The sequence below is a fragment of the Microcoleus sp. D3_18_C4 genome (assembly GCF_036702355.1).
Classification (GTDB): domain Bacteria; phylum Cyanobacteriota; class Cyanobacteriia; order Cyanobacteriales; family Microcoleaceae; genus Microcoleus.
Genome location: NZ_JAUBTF010000077.1, coordinates 1 through 17901, shown reverse-complemented (window position 1 = coordinate 17901; position 17901 = coordinate 1). Strand labels below are relative to the sequence as shown.

Sequence of the window (17901 nt, the reverse complement as noted above, 5' to 3'; positions counted from 1 at the left end):
TATGTATCAATATTGAACAAGCTTTCTGCTTCCCAAGGAGAAGAGTTGAATCCAAGTGCCAATTGAGAAGTTTTGCACCCAACGCGCAGCAAACAGCGGGGGCTGGCAATCAACGCTCTTTTGTTTGATTGTGCCACAGCAATTGTACGAGCAGTTGCAGGTGTTCTAGTTCGGGATCAAAGCCGCAACCTGCTTCCCAAGCCTCGGTTAAAGCTGCCCATTGTTCGGGAGTGTCGGGTTTTTGGCGCATGAGGGCGATGAAGTTGGTGGCGGTGCGGGCTTCTGCTGCATCAATCCCAAACCTAACCAGTTGCATTTCAAACGCGGGGTGGCTACTGTTGGCAAGGATGTCGGCATAGTCCGTGTCCAGCAAATTGATTTGTTCGAGTGGCGAGTCAGTCATTTCTCTGCATTCCATATTTCTTAGTGCCTATCTCACCATCATTTCACGCTTGACTCAGTTGGAGAGCGATCACCAACCCGATGACACAAAATACAAAGCAGCAGAAACTCGCTTGACGATCGCACACAGTCCCGCTCCCCTAAGTTTTTTAGTTTGTGACTCCTGGGCTGATGATGGTGAGGAAACTTGACAAGCAGCGGCTACACAACTTTTGTTAAGCTTGCTAGATTGGGGGAGTAGTCTAAAAAATCAAGGTAGTGCTAAGCAAGTAACGATGCACTGTAATGATGGATGAAATACCAGATAACACCCATATGGTTGGCTAATGACGCAAGAAAACGACAAGCAAACTGTAAATGCCTTGACAAGCTAGAACAGAGCTGGATGTTTATCTTCGCCTGGTCGGCCAGTTTGTTTTGTAGATGGGCAGCCCTGATCAACCAAGAATTCTCCTTGAGACTTAAGATGCCAAATATCTAAGTTATTGCACATTACTTTTGCCGATGCACCTTTTTCCAAGCGCAATTTATCCAAAGAATTAACTTTGTCACCAACATAGGCTTTTTGGTAGTATTTGAGCCCATCTCGCTTAATTTCTACCTTTTCTTTGATCTCAGAGATAAAACCCACGTTCTTTTGCTGACTAATTCCGGGTCTTCCTACACTTATCAAAAATAGACTGAAGGATATTCCAGCCAGCCAGCTCAACGTTTGGAGTTTTCGCATTTTTTTCCTGCCTTATGTAATTTTTGATGAGATAGATGCAACCAGATATCTTCATCGGGATTAAGCCGAGAACCAAGTTGACAGCATTTCTGCCACTGTTCCAACGCAGATGCTTGCTTTTGTTTATCCAGTACCTGTGCCAATAAACAATGTGCTGATGCCTGATTCTCAATATATTTTACTGTCTGTGGATTTTGTGTAATACCGATGGCAACTTGTAGGGTTTGTTGTGCTTCTTCATACCTACCTTGTTCCAGTCTAACCCAACCTAAATTTTTCAACAAGCTATACATAATTTCTGATGTGGAGTTTTGCTTCTGGGCTAACTGTAGACCATTAGCCAGGAGAGAAGCTGCCTGGGGGTATTTTTTTTCCTGTATGTACAAACGACCTAAGTTATTATAAGCATCTGGTAAATTACCTGCAACAGCAATTTGATATTCTTTCTTCGCTTTCTCCCAATATTGCCACTTCTCATACAGACTAGCTAAATTATAATGAGCTTCTACATTATCGGTATTTAGAGAAATCGCTTTTAAGTAATCCTGTTCTGCTTCTCCCAAATTACTGTCGTGATAATTCCTAAATCCTTTACGTTTATAAAATTCAGAAATTAAAGGTAAAGAACACCAAAAAATTACCAAGAATCCTAACATTATCATAGTCGAACCAAACTTAGTTCTTTCGTGATATTGTTTAGGAAGGTTCAACTTTTCAAGGAATTTCTCAAAACCTTCGCGGCCTGCTTGAGTAAATTCGTTACTAGCCTGTAGCAACGTTAAAATACTAGGTAAAATAACAGCAACTACTCCCGCTAATCCCACTCCGCCACCGAGAAAGCGAGTTGCGATATTGACCAATAAACTGACATTCCCAGCCCAAGCAGCAACTGTCAGAACTTTCCACAACCAATCCCAATCATCCCAAGGATGTGGAGATATAATGCTTTCTAATTTCCACCACCAAGCTTCTGGTGAAGGTTTTAGGGTTTCACGCCCCTGAGCCAATTGTTCTATTATTTTGTTGCTATTAGTAGCGTTAAGAATTACTTGCAACTCTTCCCTGATAGCTACATCGAGTTCTATAAGTTTATTTATCTTGCTACTAGAAACAAATCTCGATTTTCTTAAAGCAATCTGCACTCTATCTCGTGTATTTAAAGCTCTTATAATTTGTTCGCTATTAATAGAATTAGAAGCTCTCGCCTCTTTGATCACATTAATTGTTTCTTCATAATGTACAATAATAGTTTCTAAATAATTGGTCATAATGTCTAATTGACTGAGGTAAATCGCTTTGATTGTTATTATGTGCGAGGGAGGAGGTTATTTACTGGAAACTAATGCCTTTTTTTCCTGAGTTAAGATACCATAGTCCGGATAGTTTTTCAATGGTCCAATGGGTTATTCTCGCTTGACTTAGAGCTACGGTGGATAATTAAATCAATGTCAGCTCCACCCCGCTCGTTGCATTTAATTCGACTTTTTTCTGAGCCTTGCCCCGCGTAAGCTTGTAGTATCGTTCCAAAAACGATCCGGAGTATTGAGCGGTGGTGACAGCTCGCATACTGAAATGGCAGCATCAAAAAATACATCGCTTGGCGAACGAACTCTTGAATATCAGCGATGCCATCAAGATAACTTTTGCCCACAATGCCTTACCAGTCGCTTTTTTACGTGACACTCATTTAAGCTACAGTCTGACTCTGCAACCAATAAAACTAAGAATTGCTCAACCGCTCCGAACCATCGCCTCACACCGAATCATCCATCCACCCGCACTCCGAACAATCCCAATGAACAGGCAGCGTTTCATACTTGGGATAAGCCATTTCACATTGGGGACACCGACCAGTAAACAGTGGGTGGGTATCCAAAAGCTCTAACTGCTGTTCTGGTGTTCACCGCTGCCGGGCGTTGCAGGATTAGTTCGTCGTTGTAGTAGCTTGCCCCTTCGGGTTCCCACAGTTCATCGGCTGCGGCGTTGGGGTTTTCTCGAAAGTCGGGGCAAGTGTCCGCATTTTGCTTGCGAGTCGGTATCCTGGAAAAGGTGATCGCTTTTCAAACAACTCGCAGTGCCAGAGGTCAAGTAAGTGCCAGCTACCATCACGATTAGCGTAGCCGAAATTCGGCAGGTATTCCAGCAGCGCCGGTTCGCCAGCGCTTCGAGGTTTGGGGAACTGGCTCACAAAGCCAATTATTTAGCTGCAATCGTTGAAAGCCGCTGGGAACAACTTGTCGCCCCAACGCAAGAATTGCTCGCAGTTTTTGCCCGCGATCTAATCGAACCGCCTCAAGGAATCAAGCAAAGGTTTCTCGATTTTTTAGGGCGCTTTCACTTGGCAGTCGTTTTATTTGGGATGGCAATTCAAGGCCAAATCGATAGTTTTGTAGCTTACCACAATGCTTTTGACAGGCTTGCCAGCGCAATTTTGAATGCAGTCGAACGCGAAAACAAGGCCTACCAACAAGCACTATCTGAAGCCCTGGAAGAAGCTTTTTCCGAGTGGGAAACCACCGAGGCGATGACGGCAGAGGAAGCGTGCGAGCGAATCCGGCTAATTTCAGAACAAGCCCTCACCGAACTTTGAGAAAACGCTGCACTACTGTACTAAAGACTGGGAAGTGAAGACCGCAAATTTAGAATTAGCAGCCCTTTTCCTTCTTCCTTAAGTGACAGCAGCAGAGCCAATTTCCCCAACTCAATTCCCACCGTCCAGCCAATAAAACCAACGATCGCCCAATCCCAACAGCTCTCAAACCGAGTCATCCATCCACCCACAACGAACGCAGTCCCAATGCACCGGGGGCGTTTCATACGGGGGATAAGTCATTTCACATTGGGGACACCGACCTGTAAACAGTGGGTGGGTATCCAAAAGCTCTAGCTGCTGTTCCAAAGTCCACCGTTGCCTCGGTTGCAGAATGAGTTCGCCGTTGTAGTAGCTCGCACCTTCGGGTTCCCACAGTTCCTCTGATGTGGTGTTAGGGTCTTCTCGAAAGTCGGGGCAAGTATCGGTGTTGGGGCCTGTGGGATGCACGGCACAGACGAGGTATGGGTTGCGGGCGTACAAAAGGCAATGATCGCACTCAGGCATTTTGGGCATGGCGGGGGTGTTGAGGTTTTGGTTTGGGTTTAGTTTCTCGCAAATGGGGTGTTGGTGGTGGCAATCATCGTGACTTCACTTTTTGGATTGCTAGCATTGTCGGTAGTATAACGGTTGTCTTTTTTTGAATTATTAGCGCTGCCCGACAGCTTCAGCTCGGAGATTTAGCGCTATTGGGTTCGATAATTGCTACTGATTTTGGCTATGCTGAAGGTGAGCGATTAGTTAAGGTTTTAGGTGGGTGGCAAGTTATTGGTTGGGCATTGGTGATTCTTGATTATTTCTAGGTTTTACCCACAATTTTTGTTGTTTAAAAACAAGAGTTAATAGCTTCACTGAGTGCCTGGTTTGGTTTGGCTTATGTGAGTATTTTTAGTCAATTTATCGCATTTTTTGCCTGGTATCATGGTAGGGCAATGGGTGAAGTTGCACAGCTAGGTCAAATTCAGTTGTTGCAACCATTTTTGACGATTCTGGCTTCGGCAATTTTGCTTGGTGAAACTCACCGAGTAGATCGCCCTAGTCACGGCCTATTTGGTTGTTGCTAGCGTAGCTGGTAAAAAAGCATCAATTAAGCGGGCAGAAGATTTGTGAGGCGCTCGTTTTCTCAACAGGCTATTGACTCGGATCATTGACTTTCACATATCGACTCCATCTAACGACAGATGTAAAGCCGGGATTATTTCTGTTCAATACTACCAATCAACTGAATTTTTAAGAGAATAGTAATGTTGGATATTGATGAAATGAGTTCACAAGAAATACAGGAGCTGCATACACGAAGGCACACCCTACGTGATGCCAATGAATTATTATCTCGAAGAAGAGGACATTTACCTGTTTACAACCGAAGGCATGAAGACTCACGATCTTGATGCAAATCCAGAAATTTGTTTGCAGGTTGAAGAAATACGCGAGCCGCTTCATTGGCGCAGCGTGATTGTGAATGGTCGAGCCTCCCGCCTCACAGTTCAGGAAGACATTGATCGGGCAATGCACTGGATTAAAGAACGCAATCCCACGCTGTCACCTGCTATCAATCGAACCTGGATTGATGCTCAGGGACGTTCAGAAGCGATCGCAATCTACCGCATCGACGCGAGTGAAATGAGTGGACGCACAACTGATGGAGTCAGCAGTCGCTAAGAACCGAGATACCTCAAACGTTCTAGCATGAATGAACATTATGCGATCGCCATTGATGCAGATGCCATTGACCGTGCGATCGCCTTTGCGATTGAGTAGCCCGGTAATGTTGATGTGAATGAAATCATCCTCCGTCCGACAGGTCAAGAACTTTAGACTAATAGGAAAAAATCATGAAACAGCGAAAACTCGGCAATCAAGGATTAGTAGTTTCAGAGTTAGGACTGGGCTGTATGGGGATGTCCGAGTTCTACGGAACAACCGATGAGTCAGAATCGATCGCCACTATTCATCGCGCCTTAGAGTTAGGCGTGACTTTGCTCGATACGGCTGATATGTATGGTGTCGGTCACAATGAAGAGTTGGTCGGCAAAGCGATTAAAGACTGTCGAGATCGAGTCATTATTGCCACGAAGTTTGGCAATGTGCGCGGTAGCGACGGCAGCTTTAAGGGCGTCAATGGCAAACCCGAATATGTCCGCTCTTGCTGTGATGCCAGTCTCAAGCGTCTGGGCATAGATACGATCGATCTTTACTATCAGCACCGAGTCGATCCCAACACTCCCATCGAAGAAACCGTAGGCGCAATGGCGCAGCTCGTCCAAGCCGGGAAAGTTCGCTACCTTGGTCTTTCCGAAGCCGCGAGCGCCACGATTCGCCGTGCAATGGCAGTGCATCCTATTTCCGCACTCCAAACTGAATATTCGCTCTGGAGTCGGGAGCCAGAATCTGAGATTTTGCCCACCTGTCGAGAGCTAGGGATTGGATTTGTGCCTTATAGCCCTCTGGGGCGTGGGTTTCTCACAGGCAAAATCAAGAGCCTCGACACATTATCTGAAGGAGACTATCGGGCCGGGCGATATCCTCGCTTGCAAACCGAGAATCTCCAGCAAAATCTGGAGCTAGTCGAGCAAATCGAGCAGATGGCAGCCGAATTGGGTATCACAGCCGGACAGTTGGCGCTGGCATGGGTATTAGCCCAAGGCGAAGACATTGTGCCAATGAAGCGGCACTAAACGTCGCACCTATTTAGAAGAAAACATTGCGGCTGCTGCTGCGGGGCTAACTCAAGCAGAACTAGAGCAAATCGCCAAAGCGCTGCCATTAGGAATTGCCATGGGCGATCGCTACCCCGATATGAGTACGGTCAATCGTTAGGATTTGGCGCGAGTGATGTTTGGCATCCATGCCTTTAGTAAATAAAAACAACCGCTACAACTTAAGTCAATTGAGTTCTGAACATCTACCCAATAAGGAGAAAATTATGACAGAGATCGTGAGCCGCGAGATTCAGCTAGTCTCTCGCCCCAAGGGGATTCCTACCGCAGATAACTTTGCGATCGCCGAGACCAAACTAGAACTACTTCAAGATGGGCAAGTGCTCGTTCGCAATCTCTACATTTCAGTCGATCCATATATGCGCGGTCGCATGAACGAGGGGAAATCCTATGTTCCATCCTTTACGTTAGGAAAAGCACTCGAAGGCGGCGCGGTCGGTGAGGTAATCAAGTCTCGTGCCCAGGAATTCAAGCCGGGTGATGTGGTGACTTCCAACTATGGCTGGCGGGAATACTTCATAGCTGCACCAAAAGATTTGCATCAGGTTAGCCGCGATATTCAACCGCCCTCAGTTTACCTCGGTGCCCTCGGCATGACAGGTATGACTGCTTGGGTTGGGTTGAATTTGGTAGAAGTCAAAGCCGGCGATGTTATTTTTGTTTCGGGAGCAGCAGGCGCGGTGGGAAATGTCGCCGGACAACTGGCTTCATTGCGCGGATGCCATGTCATCGGGTCTGCTGGGTCAATGGAAAAAATCAAGTTTCTGCGGGAAGAATGCGGATTTGATAGCGCCTTCGATTACAAGGCCGGCCCTGTCCTCGAACAACTGAATCAGGCAGCACCGGACGGAATAGATGTCTATTTCGATAATGTAGGAGGCGAAACGCTGGAAGCGGCGCTCTCGGCATTACGGGTGCATGGTCGGATTATCGCTTGTGGCAGCATCTCCGGTTATAACGATGAAAAACCGCAGCCGGGCCCTTCCAATCTATTTAATATGATTGGCAAACGCTTGACGATGAAAGGGCTGATCGTTAGGGATTGGCTCGATCGCCAGAGTGAATTTGAACAAGAAGTGGGCGGCTATTTCCAAGCTGGCAAACTGAAGAACAAGGAAACAGTGGTGGTAGGAATCGAGCGAGCGGTGGATGCGTTCATCGGTCTTTTTGAAGGCAAAAATGTTGGTAAAATGGTGGTAAAATTGGACTAGGTAGCCACTAATTGAGTGGGTACTTACTTCATTATTTGAGAAGTTGAAATCCGACATCGCTTAGACATTATTTGGTTGAAGGATAGGATGCCATCGCTGGCATCAGATTTCAAACTATAAATCTAGCAGTACACTTTACTTTCCCAGCATTGGTCGTACCTGCAATTTCCAGAAGTTCCAATTAAAACCTCCAATGATTAGCCTTCATTGGACAACATCAAATGGCTGTGCACAGAGAGTGCAACACCTCTGTACAAAGATAGCTAACAGTTCTAGTCAGCGGTTGTTGGGATCTGAAGCATCTCACCGTATCGGCTTCAGGCAATCCGCTGCACCAGAATGTTATATTTCTTTTGATGCTATCGCCTGAACTACTGCGCCAATGCCAGTGTGATAAATACCTTCTACTACATCACGCTCTAGCTCAATTAGATGCCTAAACTTTAAGCCAGCTAACTCAAGGCTTAAAGATTCTTTAGATTGCATCGAATCTACTGAATTTCCGCCGCCAGTACCATGTTTCAACTGATCGGGTGTATAAGCTTCAAGCAGAAACACACCGTTTTGCTTTAACCCGGATTCAACTTTTTTATGAAGTTGTTTTCTTATTGAAGAGGGCAATGGACAAAATATAGATACAATTCCGTCCCATTGATTCTCGCCTAAATCATAATCTGCTAAATTAGCATGAATAAACTCAACAACCACCCCGTTATCCTCGGCTAACTTTTTGGCTTTATTCAAACCAACTAGAGAGGCATCTACAGCGGTTACAGAGTAACCCTGTTTCGCAAGGAAAACGGCATTCCGCCCTTCTCCTTCGGCTAAGCTCAGAACTTTACCTTTTGGAATACTGTTGACGTTTGCTTCCAAAAACTCGTTCGGGTTTGTGCCGTATACGTACTCTTGGGCACTGTATCTTTCATCCCACATCTGTTTTCTCCAATTGTTGCTATGAGCACATTTGATGCCAAAAAAATATAACTGTGCATTCAACCGCAGATAGGCTGGATAATACCTTTACCGGGGGGTAGATCATCCATCATATTGGTTAGACAATATCCTAGTTTTAAGGAATTAAACAGAAACGAAAGCAGGTTAAGTCCGGGTTCTTGGGTGTTATCCATCGCGAATGATAGTTTATCCTGGAAGTCTTGGGTTATTCGTCACTTTTGCTGATAATATCCTCTATATCGGTCTTATCCAGCATTAACCTATGTCGCAATCTACCACTCCTATGTGGCTTTGCCGCTTGCTGGAAGCAGAGCCTTCGCGAATCATGTCAAGGCGGAGTATTGGAACGAGTGCGATCGCCCAAAGAGCACCAAGTAAACCTTGAGACTTAACATCTGCACAAGCGAGCTTCTTGAAGTATCTGGCGGCTGGGAATAGCTCGAAGCCCGCCTTTTCATAGGTGTGACGGGCTCTTTCATGACCAGGATCGCCCCCAGTCTCAACCATAGCCACAGACATCCCAGCGCCTTAGTTCCCTGAAGCTGAATTAAAAATCGGAGGTGGCGTTCGTCTAGGTTATTGTTTGACGATCGCACTATTCGAGATTTGGGGAACGGGTTGGTGTTGGGATTTGGTTCGGTTTTCCTCAAAACTGAGGTGTTGGGAGCGATCGCACTTCTGGTCAGTTAATTCCATCTGGCAAGTACAAATCGTCACCAGGAAGCCGCCGTTCGATAACCTCTTTTCGGTTCTCCAACATAACCGAATCAAAGGATTTACCAAACCGCACGTTGTACTCAAATTCAGTGCGCTTGATGCTGAATGCTGCATCAGCCCGCCGTTCGATGGATTCTGCCATACTAGCTTGAACTAAAGCTTGGGCTTTCACGTTGCCTTTGGTTGCTTCATTGAGCCAGTAGGCCGTAGCTAATGCAATGGGAATGGGCTTGATTAATTGAGCGTTGCCTTCCACTGGAATGCTTGGAGCTTGTGTAAAATTGTATCCGCCAAAAGGCAGAGCTAAAGGTGAGTTTCCATTGATAAAGCGGGTCAGCGATTGTTTTTGCTTGTCCACCGCATTCATAACCCCAATCGCATCGACCTTGTAACCGCCGTCGGGTAGCTGGTAAACACTAAGTGGAATTGCACCTAAAAGGATGGTGGCAGAAATAGCTTTAACTGTCATTTTGGAGTTCAAATAAATTACGATTACCAGAGATTAGCTTAATTTGACTAATTAATCAACGATATCTCTGAGCAAATAATTTAGTTGGCGGACTACCGAACCTAGCAAGTAGTGTTTGCTCTACATAGAACAATCCACCGCTAAAGACGATGACTTAAAAGCTGGTGCTGGCCGTTTTAGGTCGCAGAACTTCGACATTCAGCTCTAGTTTTTCTCCCAGCCACAAAGAATGTGTTGTATGGTCTGCCACATCATCTCCTGTTTCGGGATGGACGAGAATATTTAGTTCCTCGCGATGGAGCATCAACCAGGGAACGACTGTGCCAAACTGCGGGGGTAAAAACGCAACTTGATACATCGCTTGGGGGTGGGGCCCAATGGGTGTGTCGTGCCAACGCCCTAGCTGCACCTCAAACCGAGCCAATCCTTCGCGTACACGCGCAGCAGCATCACGGCTATCATTGTCAAAGTAAATATGTGCGTGAAAACCAACAATTTCGATGGTGTCTGCTTTCATGATTTTCAGTGGGGTATTATGGGGAGGTTCATTGCAGCCAAATCCAACAAAGAAGTATACCCTAGCTTATTAATTTTACCTGCGAGTAAACATTACTCTTTCACAATAGCGCCTATATTTTAGGGTGAACCAATGACTCAAGAAAATAACTGGTTTGAGACAGCACGATTGGGAATGTTTGTTCATTGGAGTCATAGCAGCCAGTGTGGGTACGAAATATCTTGGCCGTTGGTCGGAGGCGTCTTTAGCTTGCCGTACTGCCAAGATGTCCCGGTAGCAGACTATCACCGCACCGCCCAAACTTTCAATCCGACTGAATACAACCCTCAAACTTGGGCTCATTTAGCGAAACGCTTGGGGATGCAGTATGTGATTTTGACGGCTAAACATCATGATGGATTTTCCTTATTTCATACCCAGGAATCCGACTTTTCTATCGAGTATGCGCCGTACAAAAAAGATATTGTCCGAGAATTTGTGGAGGCGATGCGGGCGGAGGGTTTGCGAATTGGGTTGTATTTTTCCTTGATTGACTGGCATTACCCTGACTACCCGGCTTTCACAGAAACCGACAAACCGTATCAGTTTGGGAAATTCCGACAGCCGACGAGTCGAGCGTGGGAGCGTTACCTAGAATTTATGTTTGCTCAAGTCAAAGAATTGTTGAGCAACTACGGAAAGATTGACTTGCTTTGGTTTGATGGCGGTTGGGAGCGAAAGCCAGAACAATGGCAAGCTAGAGAGCTACATGAAATGATTCGCTCGCTGCAACCGCATTTGCTAATCAACGATCGCCTCCCTGGATTTGGAGACTTCGATACCTGCGAACAATTCATTCCTCCCCAACCGCCTCCGCGTACTTGGGAAGCTTGCCTAACTCTGAATGAAAGCTGGGGTTACAACCCGCAGGACACCCAATTCAAGTCAGCTCGCCAACTTATTCATACCCTCTGTGAAGTTGCAGGTAAAGGTGGCAATTTACTATTGAATGTCAGTCCTATGGGCAATGGGCAGATTCAATCTGAACAATTGGAATTGTTGCAATTCGTAGAAGAATGGATGGCTGTTCATGCCCAGAGCATCGTAGGAACACAGCCTGGACTGGAACCTTGGCAATTCTACGGCCCTTCTACTCGACGGGGCGATCGCTTTTACTTATTCTTGCTAATGAAGCCCTACGAGTCAGTAACAGTACGAGGTGTACCTATAAAACGGATTCAAGCCGTTTCTAAAGTCGCTGGAGGGGAATCATTACAATACTCAACTCGCTGTGCCATTGTCGATTCTATGTTAAGTGCCGATCCTCTTGGGGAGTTAACGATTCAAGTGTCTGAAGAAGCTCTCAATCCCTATGCTACGGTGATTGCAGTTGATATTGCTCCAGCCAACGATACTTAAAGCAAGATATAACCAGTGTAGCGATCGCACTTCTTCACTTCCAACCCCAGTTGCAGATCGCATCCGACGAGGGCAGCCGACAGCACTTTGGGTTCCATTGCGTACAAATCGTTCAACACAACCTTGACATCGGGAAACACAAAATACGAACATCAGGAGAGCCAATTCGATAATTAAAAGAACGATTGCCAATTAGAGCAACGATTAAGGATGTAACAGGGGATTGTTTCTAATTTCCGATAAACATTCTTCTAAAGACAAACCATGCAAAATTTCCCACCATTGCCCCGTATGTCTCATGTAGGCCACATTAAAACAATCTGGCCCAACATATTCTAGGCGGGCGGAGCGAGACTCAAAAGACGGGGAAATCGCCCTCGGACTCGGACAATTATAAGTTGAGCAGAAGTAAAAATAGTTGCGATACCACTTGCCAAAGATATCCGTTCGATAGTTGAAATCATGGTCTGTGGGTGGAGAGTCGATATATTTGGGCTTAAATTCTGTTTGAATTAACTCATTACATTTTTGTTCGATTAATTGTTTCTCAGTATCAGGCACTGTAGGTTTAGACTGTTTGCCAGAAGAAGAAAGCCAGAGCTTTTTTGCTTTTTTTGCCATTGAATTTGTTTTCCTGATTATCTAGGTAGAATTGAAACGACAAAATCGATCGTTCGACCTACTGTGAAGGTAGTGGCTGCTTGCAACAACCTTTGTTGGGCTACTTATCAAGGCGGCGTGAGCCTCCAAGTAATGCGAGCTGCTTTTGTCAAACGGCGCAATCTATGCCTTGATTGGGTGCGGTGCGGATGATTTGTAGCAAGCACGCTCTCGTATTAATAATACTTAATTTTCCCTGAAAACTGCCTTACTCAGCACTTTGGACTCCATCTCATACAAATCTTGCAGTACGACCTTGACGTTCGGAAACGCAAAATACTCCGTTAGCTTGCCAATCCGATAGTTAAAGGGTTGATACCGGTGTTTGAAGTACAGCTCCACATTCCCCCGATGTTCCCACAATCCCAGCAAATTGACAACCACATCCGAGTAATGCGCTCTGACATCCCGCTGCACTTCGGCGATTCTCTCCTCGATCGATCGAGTAGTAATGCCAATTTTATAGAACGTGTTCCCGTCCGCTTTGACTTCCAGAAAGTAGAGCGAATTGATTAGAATCCGACGAAGCTGTGCTCGATAAATCAGCAAATCAGCCCGCCGTTCATCCAAACAAGATAACCCCGCAGCTTCCGCAATCTCTACAGAACCTTCCAATGAAGCCAGCTCCGACAGCAGCAAAGGTTCTTGGACTTTGTTGAACAGCGCCAGGGGAAGCGCGCCGACGGGGATTTTACCCAAGTCGGTAAAGTGATAAGTGCGTAGGAACGGGGCGTAGCCATCGCCCGACGACTCCACCAATCCTTTGAGTTCCCACCGAAAGTTTACCAAGTCTCTGGGAATCGATCGCTTTTGGGCCCCGTACTCTTTCCACAGCACTTTCAATTGCTCCAATTCCTCACCCTTAAGCTGGATGTTGAAGTTGTCGTAGAGGGGAAGCGCGGGGAAAGCTTTGGTTTTAATCCGCTGTGACACTGGTTTGCAAGTCTCCCCGGTGTGCGCGAAGTGATGTTCTTTCACTTTCCCCTTTTTTGCTGTCAATCCGCCACCGCAGTAGAGACAAGCGAGATTCGTTTTTCCGCGCACAACCTCATCAATGCCCGCCAGCTCGCCGCCGGGAGCAACACCGTATTTTAGCCACATCGCTCTTGAATTCTCCTTTAAGCAGGTTTTCGCAGGTGCACCCGCTCCACATGACCGACGATTCTAACAACAAATCCAGGGATTAGGGCTTCTGCCTTGGGAGAGAAAGCTCGCTTGCACTCGATGCTCTTGATGCGCGACCTTAATCCTTGGCATCCCAAATCTAAAATCTAAAATCTAAAATCTAAAATCTAAAATTGCCCGTCACCAGTCGGGAATTTCTTCAGGCTCCGAGTCGGATGGGGCTTGTGACAGTTGCTCTCTCGGTAACGGCACAGCGGGCAATTCATGCTCTAGACCGGGAAATGTAGCTTTTCCGGTGTAGGAAAGCATCGAAAGACTGGCGATCGCTCCTTTGACTTGCTCTGGCTTCACTTCTAGGTAGTGCTGCAACTGTTCTAGGTTACTGTGACCGCTGATTTCTTGAATAATCCGCAGTGGAATTCCCGCGTTACTCATTTGAGTTAGGGCGGTTCTTCTGAAGCTGTGGGTGGAGGCTCCCTCGATGCCGGCGCGCTCGAACGCTTTTCTCAAAATCTTGTCCGCTGAGTCGGGGTGCAGGTGATGCCAATGGTGGGAAGGGTGGCGGCCGGGGAATAAATAAGTCTGACCCGCGTGGGAACGCCAAGATGTTAGGAGACTTCGCAAATCCTCTATTACCGGAATCGTTCGGGTTTGGAGTTGGCCTTTGGTGTTGGCTTTGCGGAAGTTGATTGTAGAGCGGACTGTACCCCTGTTCGTGTAGATATCCTTGACCATCAGGGAACAAGCTTCGGCAATGCGGCAGGCGGTGTAGAGACAAACTCCGAACAAGGTGCGATCGCGAGGAGTCTGCAACCCTTCGTTGAACAGCAGTTCGATTTCCTGTTGCGTGAGTATTTTGGCTTGCCCGTGCCGTTCTATCTTCATGCTTGGTGTATACCCGACCTGACGCTTGAAAGTCTGGCATATTTGTTGCATTACTGCACCTGTCTGAGGGATTTCTTAACGCGGTTCCAGGTCGGGATGGGGGGCGTAGAATACAGACAGCTATCACGGCGGCACTGGACGCAACAGATGGGAATGTGCGGAAGGTTCAGAAACTCAGCAGGCACAGGAACCTCAACACGCTGATGATTTACGATAATAACCGGGGTCGCGACCAAGGAGACGTTACCGATTTATTGGATGAGATGTTTTAGTCGATCAAACAGTTACATACTTGGCTTCAATCAAAAGCGAGCGCATTAATTGAGAACTCGACATCTAAATATTTTGGGCAAAGGTAAGGTTATTCCTGGACAAGCTAAACCTGCGTAACCTAACCCGTTGCCAAATTGAGAACCCAGTAAAAGTTAAATAGGTATTGTTAAAAGCACCAAGTTGTTTATAAATACAAGTAGCGGATTAAGTATAAAAAAATGAATACTGAATTTTCTTTATGGCTTTGTTATGTCAAATTACTGGTCTGTGAGCCAGATAACAACTCCTGTCACTGGAATTTAGTTTATTGTTCATTTCCTGCACTAGCCTGGTATGATTTACTGGGTTTTCAGAATGAGAATCTAAAAATAATTGCTATTTTTAATTTTCATCCTATAAACCGTTGTGCTATCGCAGAGATTGATGAACCTGAACAACTTAAAACCTCAACAAAAGTTTTAATAATTGAAGATAATTGGTTTAATTTTAGTGTGGTAGCGAAAACATTTAGGTTTAAATCCACTTTTGTTGTATATTATGGGTTTGACGTAGAAACCGTAATGCAACTCGCAACTAATAAACAAGTGGATATAATTATAGTTAATAGTGGTTATGGGGGTAAATATAGAGAAGTGAATTGGACGGAAAATATCCGGCTGTTAAAATCTAACCCAAAAACCGCACAAATTCCCATTATTTTAAAATGGGGCGGTCAATTCATGGCAAGTGACCGGGAGAGATTCTCCGCAAGTGGTGTTGATGCTTTTATTCAGGCAGATCCTGGTAATATAAACTCCCTGATTGAAGAAATCCAATATACCCTCTCTGCGAACGATTCCAGTCCAAACACAATAATTAATTTAGAAAACGCATTGAGCAGTTCCCAGCCAGTTAAAATACAAAGAGAAAAAGAATCAGCATTAGAATTTATAGCCTTTAAAGCGTTCCAGATTTATTTATTGATAGGCTCTGTAATTGTTTATCCTTATTTGTTTATCTTACGTCGCTACAACCCATTTAGGAAATGATGTAAATAACTTGTTTAAGTTTAACTTAGGGGTGAACTCATTTACCGCAGCATTAATATGTCTTGCGGGCGTTCGGTTTCCAAGCTGCCAGGAGGCTTCGCAAGTCTTCGATTGCGGGAATGGTGCGGGTTTGGAGTTTGCCCTTGGTGTTGCCCTTGCGTCCGTTGATTTCGGGGCGGACTTTCCCCAAGGCGCGTATAAATATCTGGGCGGGCGTTGCTTAATCAGGGTATGAAAAAAATAAGTTGAAAATCCAGAAGCTTTGTGGATACTGGTTTCTATGATTTGCATATTTAGTCTTTCATACCGTAAATCAGCAACGCCAATATCTGCAACGGACAGTGAACACGCTTCGGCGATGCGGCAGGCGGTGTAGAGGCACACGCCAAACAAGGTGCGATCGCGATCGGTTTGCAAACCTTTGTTGAACAGCAGCTCGATTTCTTGTTGCGTGAATATCTTGGCCTGCCCGTGCCGTTCTATCTTCATGCAGGCGTGTATACTCGACCCGACGCTCCAAAGTCTTGCATACTTACTGCATTGCTGCATCGGCAGGCGGGGATTTCTTAATGAGGTGGGTGAGGGGTTGGCAGGTTTATATCACAAATCCGTTACAATACGCGAAATTGCGTAATTTTGAAGCGCTTGTATCAAATAAATCAGTATCATGGCATTAAAAAAAGCAGTCTTTTTAGACAAAGACGGAACCTTAGTGGTCGATGTCCCCTGCAACGTTGACCCGAAGAAGATTGTCCTAGTCAGTAATGCAGTTGCGGCATTACGCCTATTGTCGGAACTTGGGTACAAGTTGTTGGTCATCACCAATCAATCGGGTATAGCACGAGGTTATTTCTCTGAACAAGAGCTAATTTTGTACCTACACGAACTTGATACCCTGTTTAGAGAGAGTAACATTATTTTAGATGGGTTTTACTACTGCCCTCATGATAAATCAGCAGATTGTGATTGCCGCAAGCCGAAGCCAGGAATGGTTCAGAAAGCAGCTCACGAGCTGGGTATTGATTTAGCCGCGTCTTGGTTCATTGGCAACACCCTGAACGATGCTGAAGCGGGTTATCGGGCAGGATGCCGAACAATTTTAATTGACGGCGGCAATGAAACATTAGAGGAGTTTAATCGCGATAGCTCTGCGCTGCTGCAAAGCGCAGAGCGCCTCCCTCACTACATTGTTCCCGACCTCTACAGCGCCTCACACATTATCAATAGTAAAAGTAATTCATTGTGAATCGGGGTACGAGCGGGTTAGTAGCACTGCTGTACCTATAGGTCGGCATAGATTCATCCTCATTTTCTAGATTTGTCTATATTTTACTTGAATTATGACCACCTACTTATACACACTTAAAAGTAGAGTGGTGGCGAGGCCGTGTTGAGAGCGCTCCTCTTCGTTAGCTTAGCTAATGCACTTCGCTCCCCCCAATAGCCATGTATAGTGATAGCTTTTTGTATAATCTTGAGATAGACGATAAAACTGGTACACCGTATCATTAAGCATGAAACAAAACAACCAACAACGTGCTACTGCCAATAAAATCAAAAAGTGGATTCAAGCTACTAAGGAAGTTGAAAAAGCTCGACTTGCTATACCAATAACCAGGTTGACGAGTATCAAAAGTCTGTGCACTGATGAAGTTGCTGCCGAAAAGTTTGCGCTCTACATTGCTCGACTGGTGCAGCAACAGATGGAGCGGGCGAATTGTCCCGAACATTTCACGGATGAAGAATGGGAACAGCAACAACAGTTAGTGGAGGAAGCAATCACACTGATGCAAAGTTACTTAGAAAGTCCTAGTTACGAAAGCAGGCAATCTCTCAGAAACTTATTGAGAGACATTGATGGGGTGCAAGGGGATGACTACCGTAATTTTAGATGGGCAACGGTGCGTTTTGTCCGCAGCGGAGATTTACTCAAGCTAGAGTATGCACTACGGTGTTTTGTAGAGACAGATTTTCCCTATTGGGCTTACAAACTAGCTAGAGAATATGTAGAAGGCTATGGATTGCAGTCGGGTTCGGGTATCGTGGCTGAATCTGTACCCAGGTTGTTGGAGATAGCAGAATTTTGGTGTCAGTATTATTTCAATCTGAGTTTGAACGAGAAATTTCCCGATGGGGGCGATCGCTGCGTTGGTTGAGTCGATGGGAGGTATTATCCTCCGCACCTCTCAGTTAGATCCGGACGTGCTGGTTTCCCCGCATCCGGC

General features: G+C 45.7%; 22 protein-coding genes. 9 read left to right on the top strand and 13 right to left on the bottom strand.

From position 1 onward, the window contains the following. Positions 1–109 precede the first annotated feature (109 nt). From QUA90_RS26620 to QUA90_RS26610, 3 genes are all read right to left on the bottom strand, one after another. The gene (locus QUA90_RS26620) at positions 110–403 is read right to left on the bottom strand and encodes a hypothetical protein (RefSeq protein ID WP_333448371.1); all 294 of its coding nucleotides are present in this window, start codon (positions 401–403) and stop codon (positions 110–112) included. A gap of 369 nt (positions 404–772) precedes the next feature. After that, on the bottom strand, positions 773–1129 hold the full coding sequence (locus tag QUA90_RS26615) for a hypothetical protein (RefSeq protein WP_333326878.1): 357 nt from the start codon (positions 1127–1129) through the stop codon (positions 773–775). Then, positions 1108–2397: a tetratricopeptide repeat protein gene (locus QUA90_RS26610; RefSeq protein ID WP_333448370.1), complete on the bottom strand. Its 1290-nt coding sequence runs from the start codon at positions 2395–2397 to the stop codon at positions 1108–1110. The genes QUA90_RS26615 and QUA90_RS26610 overlap by 22 nt, the downstream gene beginning before the upstream one ends. Before the next feature lie 824 nt (positions 2398–3221). Between QUA90_RS26610 and QUA90_RS26605 the strand changes: the two genes are divergently transcribed. Next, on the top strand, positions 3222–3719 hold the full coding sequence (locus QUA90_RS26605; protein WP_333448369.1) for a hypothetical protein: 498 nt from the start codon (positions 3222–3224) through the stop codon (positions 3717–3719). Positions 3720–3739: 20 nt separating this feature from the next. On the opposite strand, the gene QUA90_RS26600 is transcribed toward QUA90_RS26605, so the two are convergent. Both QUA90_RS26600 and QUA90_RS26595 read right to left on the bottom strand, forming a co-directional pair. Continuing rightward, positions 3740–3898: a hypothetical protein gene (locus QUA90_RS26600; protein WP_333448368.1), complete on the bottom strand. Its 159-nt coding sequence runs from the start codon at positions 3896–3898 to the stop codon at positions 3740–3742. Next, positions 3885–4235 carry a hypothetical protein gene (locus QUA90_RS26595; protein WP_333448367.1) on the bottom strand — a complete coding sequence of 117 codons (351 nt, stop codon included), beginning with the start codon at positions 4233–4235 and terminating at the stop codon, positions 3885–3887. The genes QUA90_RS26600 and QUA90_RS26595 overlap by 14 nt, the downstream gene beginning before the upstream one ends. A 362-nt stretch (positions 4236–4597) precedes the next feature. Between QUA90_RS26595 and QUA90_RS26590 the strand changes: the two genes are divergently transcribed. From QUA90_RS26590 to QUA90_RS26575, 4 genes are all read left to right on the top strand, one after another. Further along, complete coding sequence (locus QUA90_RS26590; protein ID WP_333448366.1) at positions 4598–4783, top strand: EamA family transporter; 186 nt, start codon at positions 4598–4600, stop codon at positions 4781–4783. 256 nt (positions 4784–5039) lie between these two features. Continuing rightward, positions 5040–5381 (top strand): pyridoxamine 5'-phosphate oxidase family protein, encoded by a 342-nt coding sequence (locus QUA90_RS26585; RefSeq protein ID WP_333448365.1) that lies wholly within the window; start codon positions 5040–5042, stop codon positions 5379–5381. A gap of 173 nt (positions 5382–5554) precedes the next feature. Then, entirely contained in the window at positions 5555–6397 is an 843-nt protein-coding gene (locus QUA90_RS26580) for an aldo/keto reductase (protein WP_333448364.1), read from the top strand. A 170-nt stretch (positions 6398–6567) separates the two neighbouring features. Continuing rightward, on the top strand, positions 6568–7650 hold the full coding sequence (locus tag QUA90_RS26575) for an NADP-dependent oxidoreductase (RefSeq protein WP_333448389.1): 1083 nt from the start codon (positions 6568–6570) through the stop codon (positions 7648–7650). Between the two features lie 342 nt (positions 7651–7992). Here QUA90_RS26575 and QUA90_RS26570 read toward each other — a convergent pair whose 3' ends face one another. From QUA90_RS26570 to QUA90_RS26555, 4 genes are all read right to left on the bottom strand, one after another. Beyond that, the gene (locus QUA90_RS26570) at positions 7993–8583 is read right to left on the bottom strand and encodes a class I SAM-dependent methyltransferase (RefSeq protein ID WP_333448363.1); all 591 of its coding nucleotides are present in this window, start codon (positions 8581–8583) and stop codon (positions 7993–7995) included. Between the two features lie 276 nt (positions 8584–8859). Next, a complete protein-coding gene (locus QUA90_RS26565) occupies positions 8860–9111 on the bottom strand; it encodes a hypothetical protein (protein WP_333448362.1) in 252 nt (83 codons plus the stop codon). Positions 9112–9286: 175 nt separating this feature from the next. Further along, on the bottom strand, positions 9287–9790 hold the full coding sequence (locus QUA90_RS26560; RefSeq protein ID WP_333326864.1) for a hypothetical protein: 504 nt from the start codon (positions 9788–9790) through the stop codon (positions 9287–9289). 154 nt (positions 9791–9944) lie between these two features. Beyond that, a complete protein-coding gene (locus tag QUA90_RS26555) occupies positions 9945–10307 on the bottom strand; it encodes a DOPA 4,5-dioxygenase family protein (protein WP_333326862.1) in 363 nt (120 codons plus the stop codon). Between the two features lie 132 nt (positions 10308–10439). On the opposite strand from QUA90_RS26555, the gene QUA90_RS26550 reads away from it, so the two are divergent. Further along, positions 10440–11705 (top strand): alpha-L-fucosidase, encoded by a 1266-nt coding sequence (locus QUA90_RS26550; RefSeq protein WP_333448361.1) that lies wholly within the window; start codon positions 10440–10442, stop codon positions 11703–11705. Positions 11706–11909: 204 nt separating this feature from the next. Here the strand turns inward: QUA90_RS26550 and QUA90_RS26545 are convergent, their stop codons facing one another. From QUA90_RS26545 to QUA90_RS26535, 3 genes are all read right to left on the bottom strand, one after another. After that, complete coding sequence (locus QUA90_RS26545; protein WP_172189454.1) at positions 11910–12326, bottom strand: DUF3024 domain-containing protein; 417 nt, start codon at positions 12324–12326, stop codon at positions 11910–11912. Between the two features lie 225 nt (positions 12327–12551). Then, complete coding sequence (locus tag QUA90_RS26540; protein WP_333448360.1) at positions 12552–13466, bottom strand: GIY-YIG nuclease family protein; 915 nt, start codon at positions 13464–13466, stop codon at positions 12552–12554. Positions 13467–13670: 204 nt separating this feature from the next. Further along, the gene (locus QUA90_RS26535; protein WP_333448359.1) at positions 13671–14375 is read right to left on the bottom strand and encodes a site-specific integrase; all 705 of its coding nucleotides are present in this window, start codon (positions 14373–14375) and stop codon (positions 13671–13673) included. Between the two features lie 491 nt (positions 14376–14866). On the opposite strand from QUA90_RS26535, the gene QUA90_RS26530 reads away from it, so the two are divergent. Continuing rightward, positions 14867–15676: a hypothetical protein gene (locus QUA90_RS26530; protein ID WP_333448358.1), complete on the top strand. Its 810-nt coding sequence runs from the start codon at positions 14867–14869 to the stop codon at positions 15674–15676. Here the strand turns inward: QUA90_RS26530 and QUA90_RS26525 are convergent. Next, positions 15647–16165 carry a hypothetical protein gene (locus tag QUA90_RS26525; protein ID WP_333326841.1) on the bottom strand — a complete coding sequence of 173 codons (519 nt, stop codon included), beginning with the start codon at positions 16163–16165 and terminating at the stop codon, positions 15647–15649. The two genes, QUA90_RS26530 and QUA90_RS26525, sit on opposite strands and share 30 nt — an antisense overlap. A gap of 178 nt (positions 16166–16343) precedes the next feature. Here QUA90_RS26525 and QUA90_RS26520 point away from each other — a divergent pair, with 178 nt between their 5' ends. Both QUA90_RS26520 and QUA90_RS26515 read left to right on the top strand, forming a co-directional pair. Continuing rightward, a complete protein-coding gene (locus QUA90_RS26520; protein ID WP_333448357.1) occupies positions 16344–16922 on the top strand; it encodes an HAD family hydrolase in 579 nt (192 codons plus the stop codon). Positions 16923–17190: 268 nt separating this feature from the next. Next, positions 17191–17832: a hypothetical protein gene (locus QUA90_RS26515; protein WP_333448356.1), complete on the top strand. Its 642-nt coding sequence runs from the start codon at positions 17191–17193 to the stop codon at positions 17830–17832. Positions 17833–17901 lie beyond the last annotated feature (69 nt).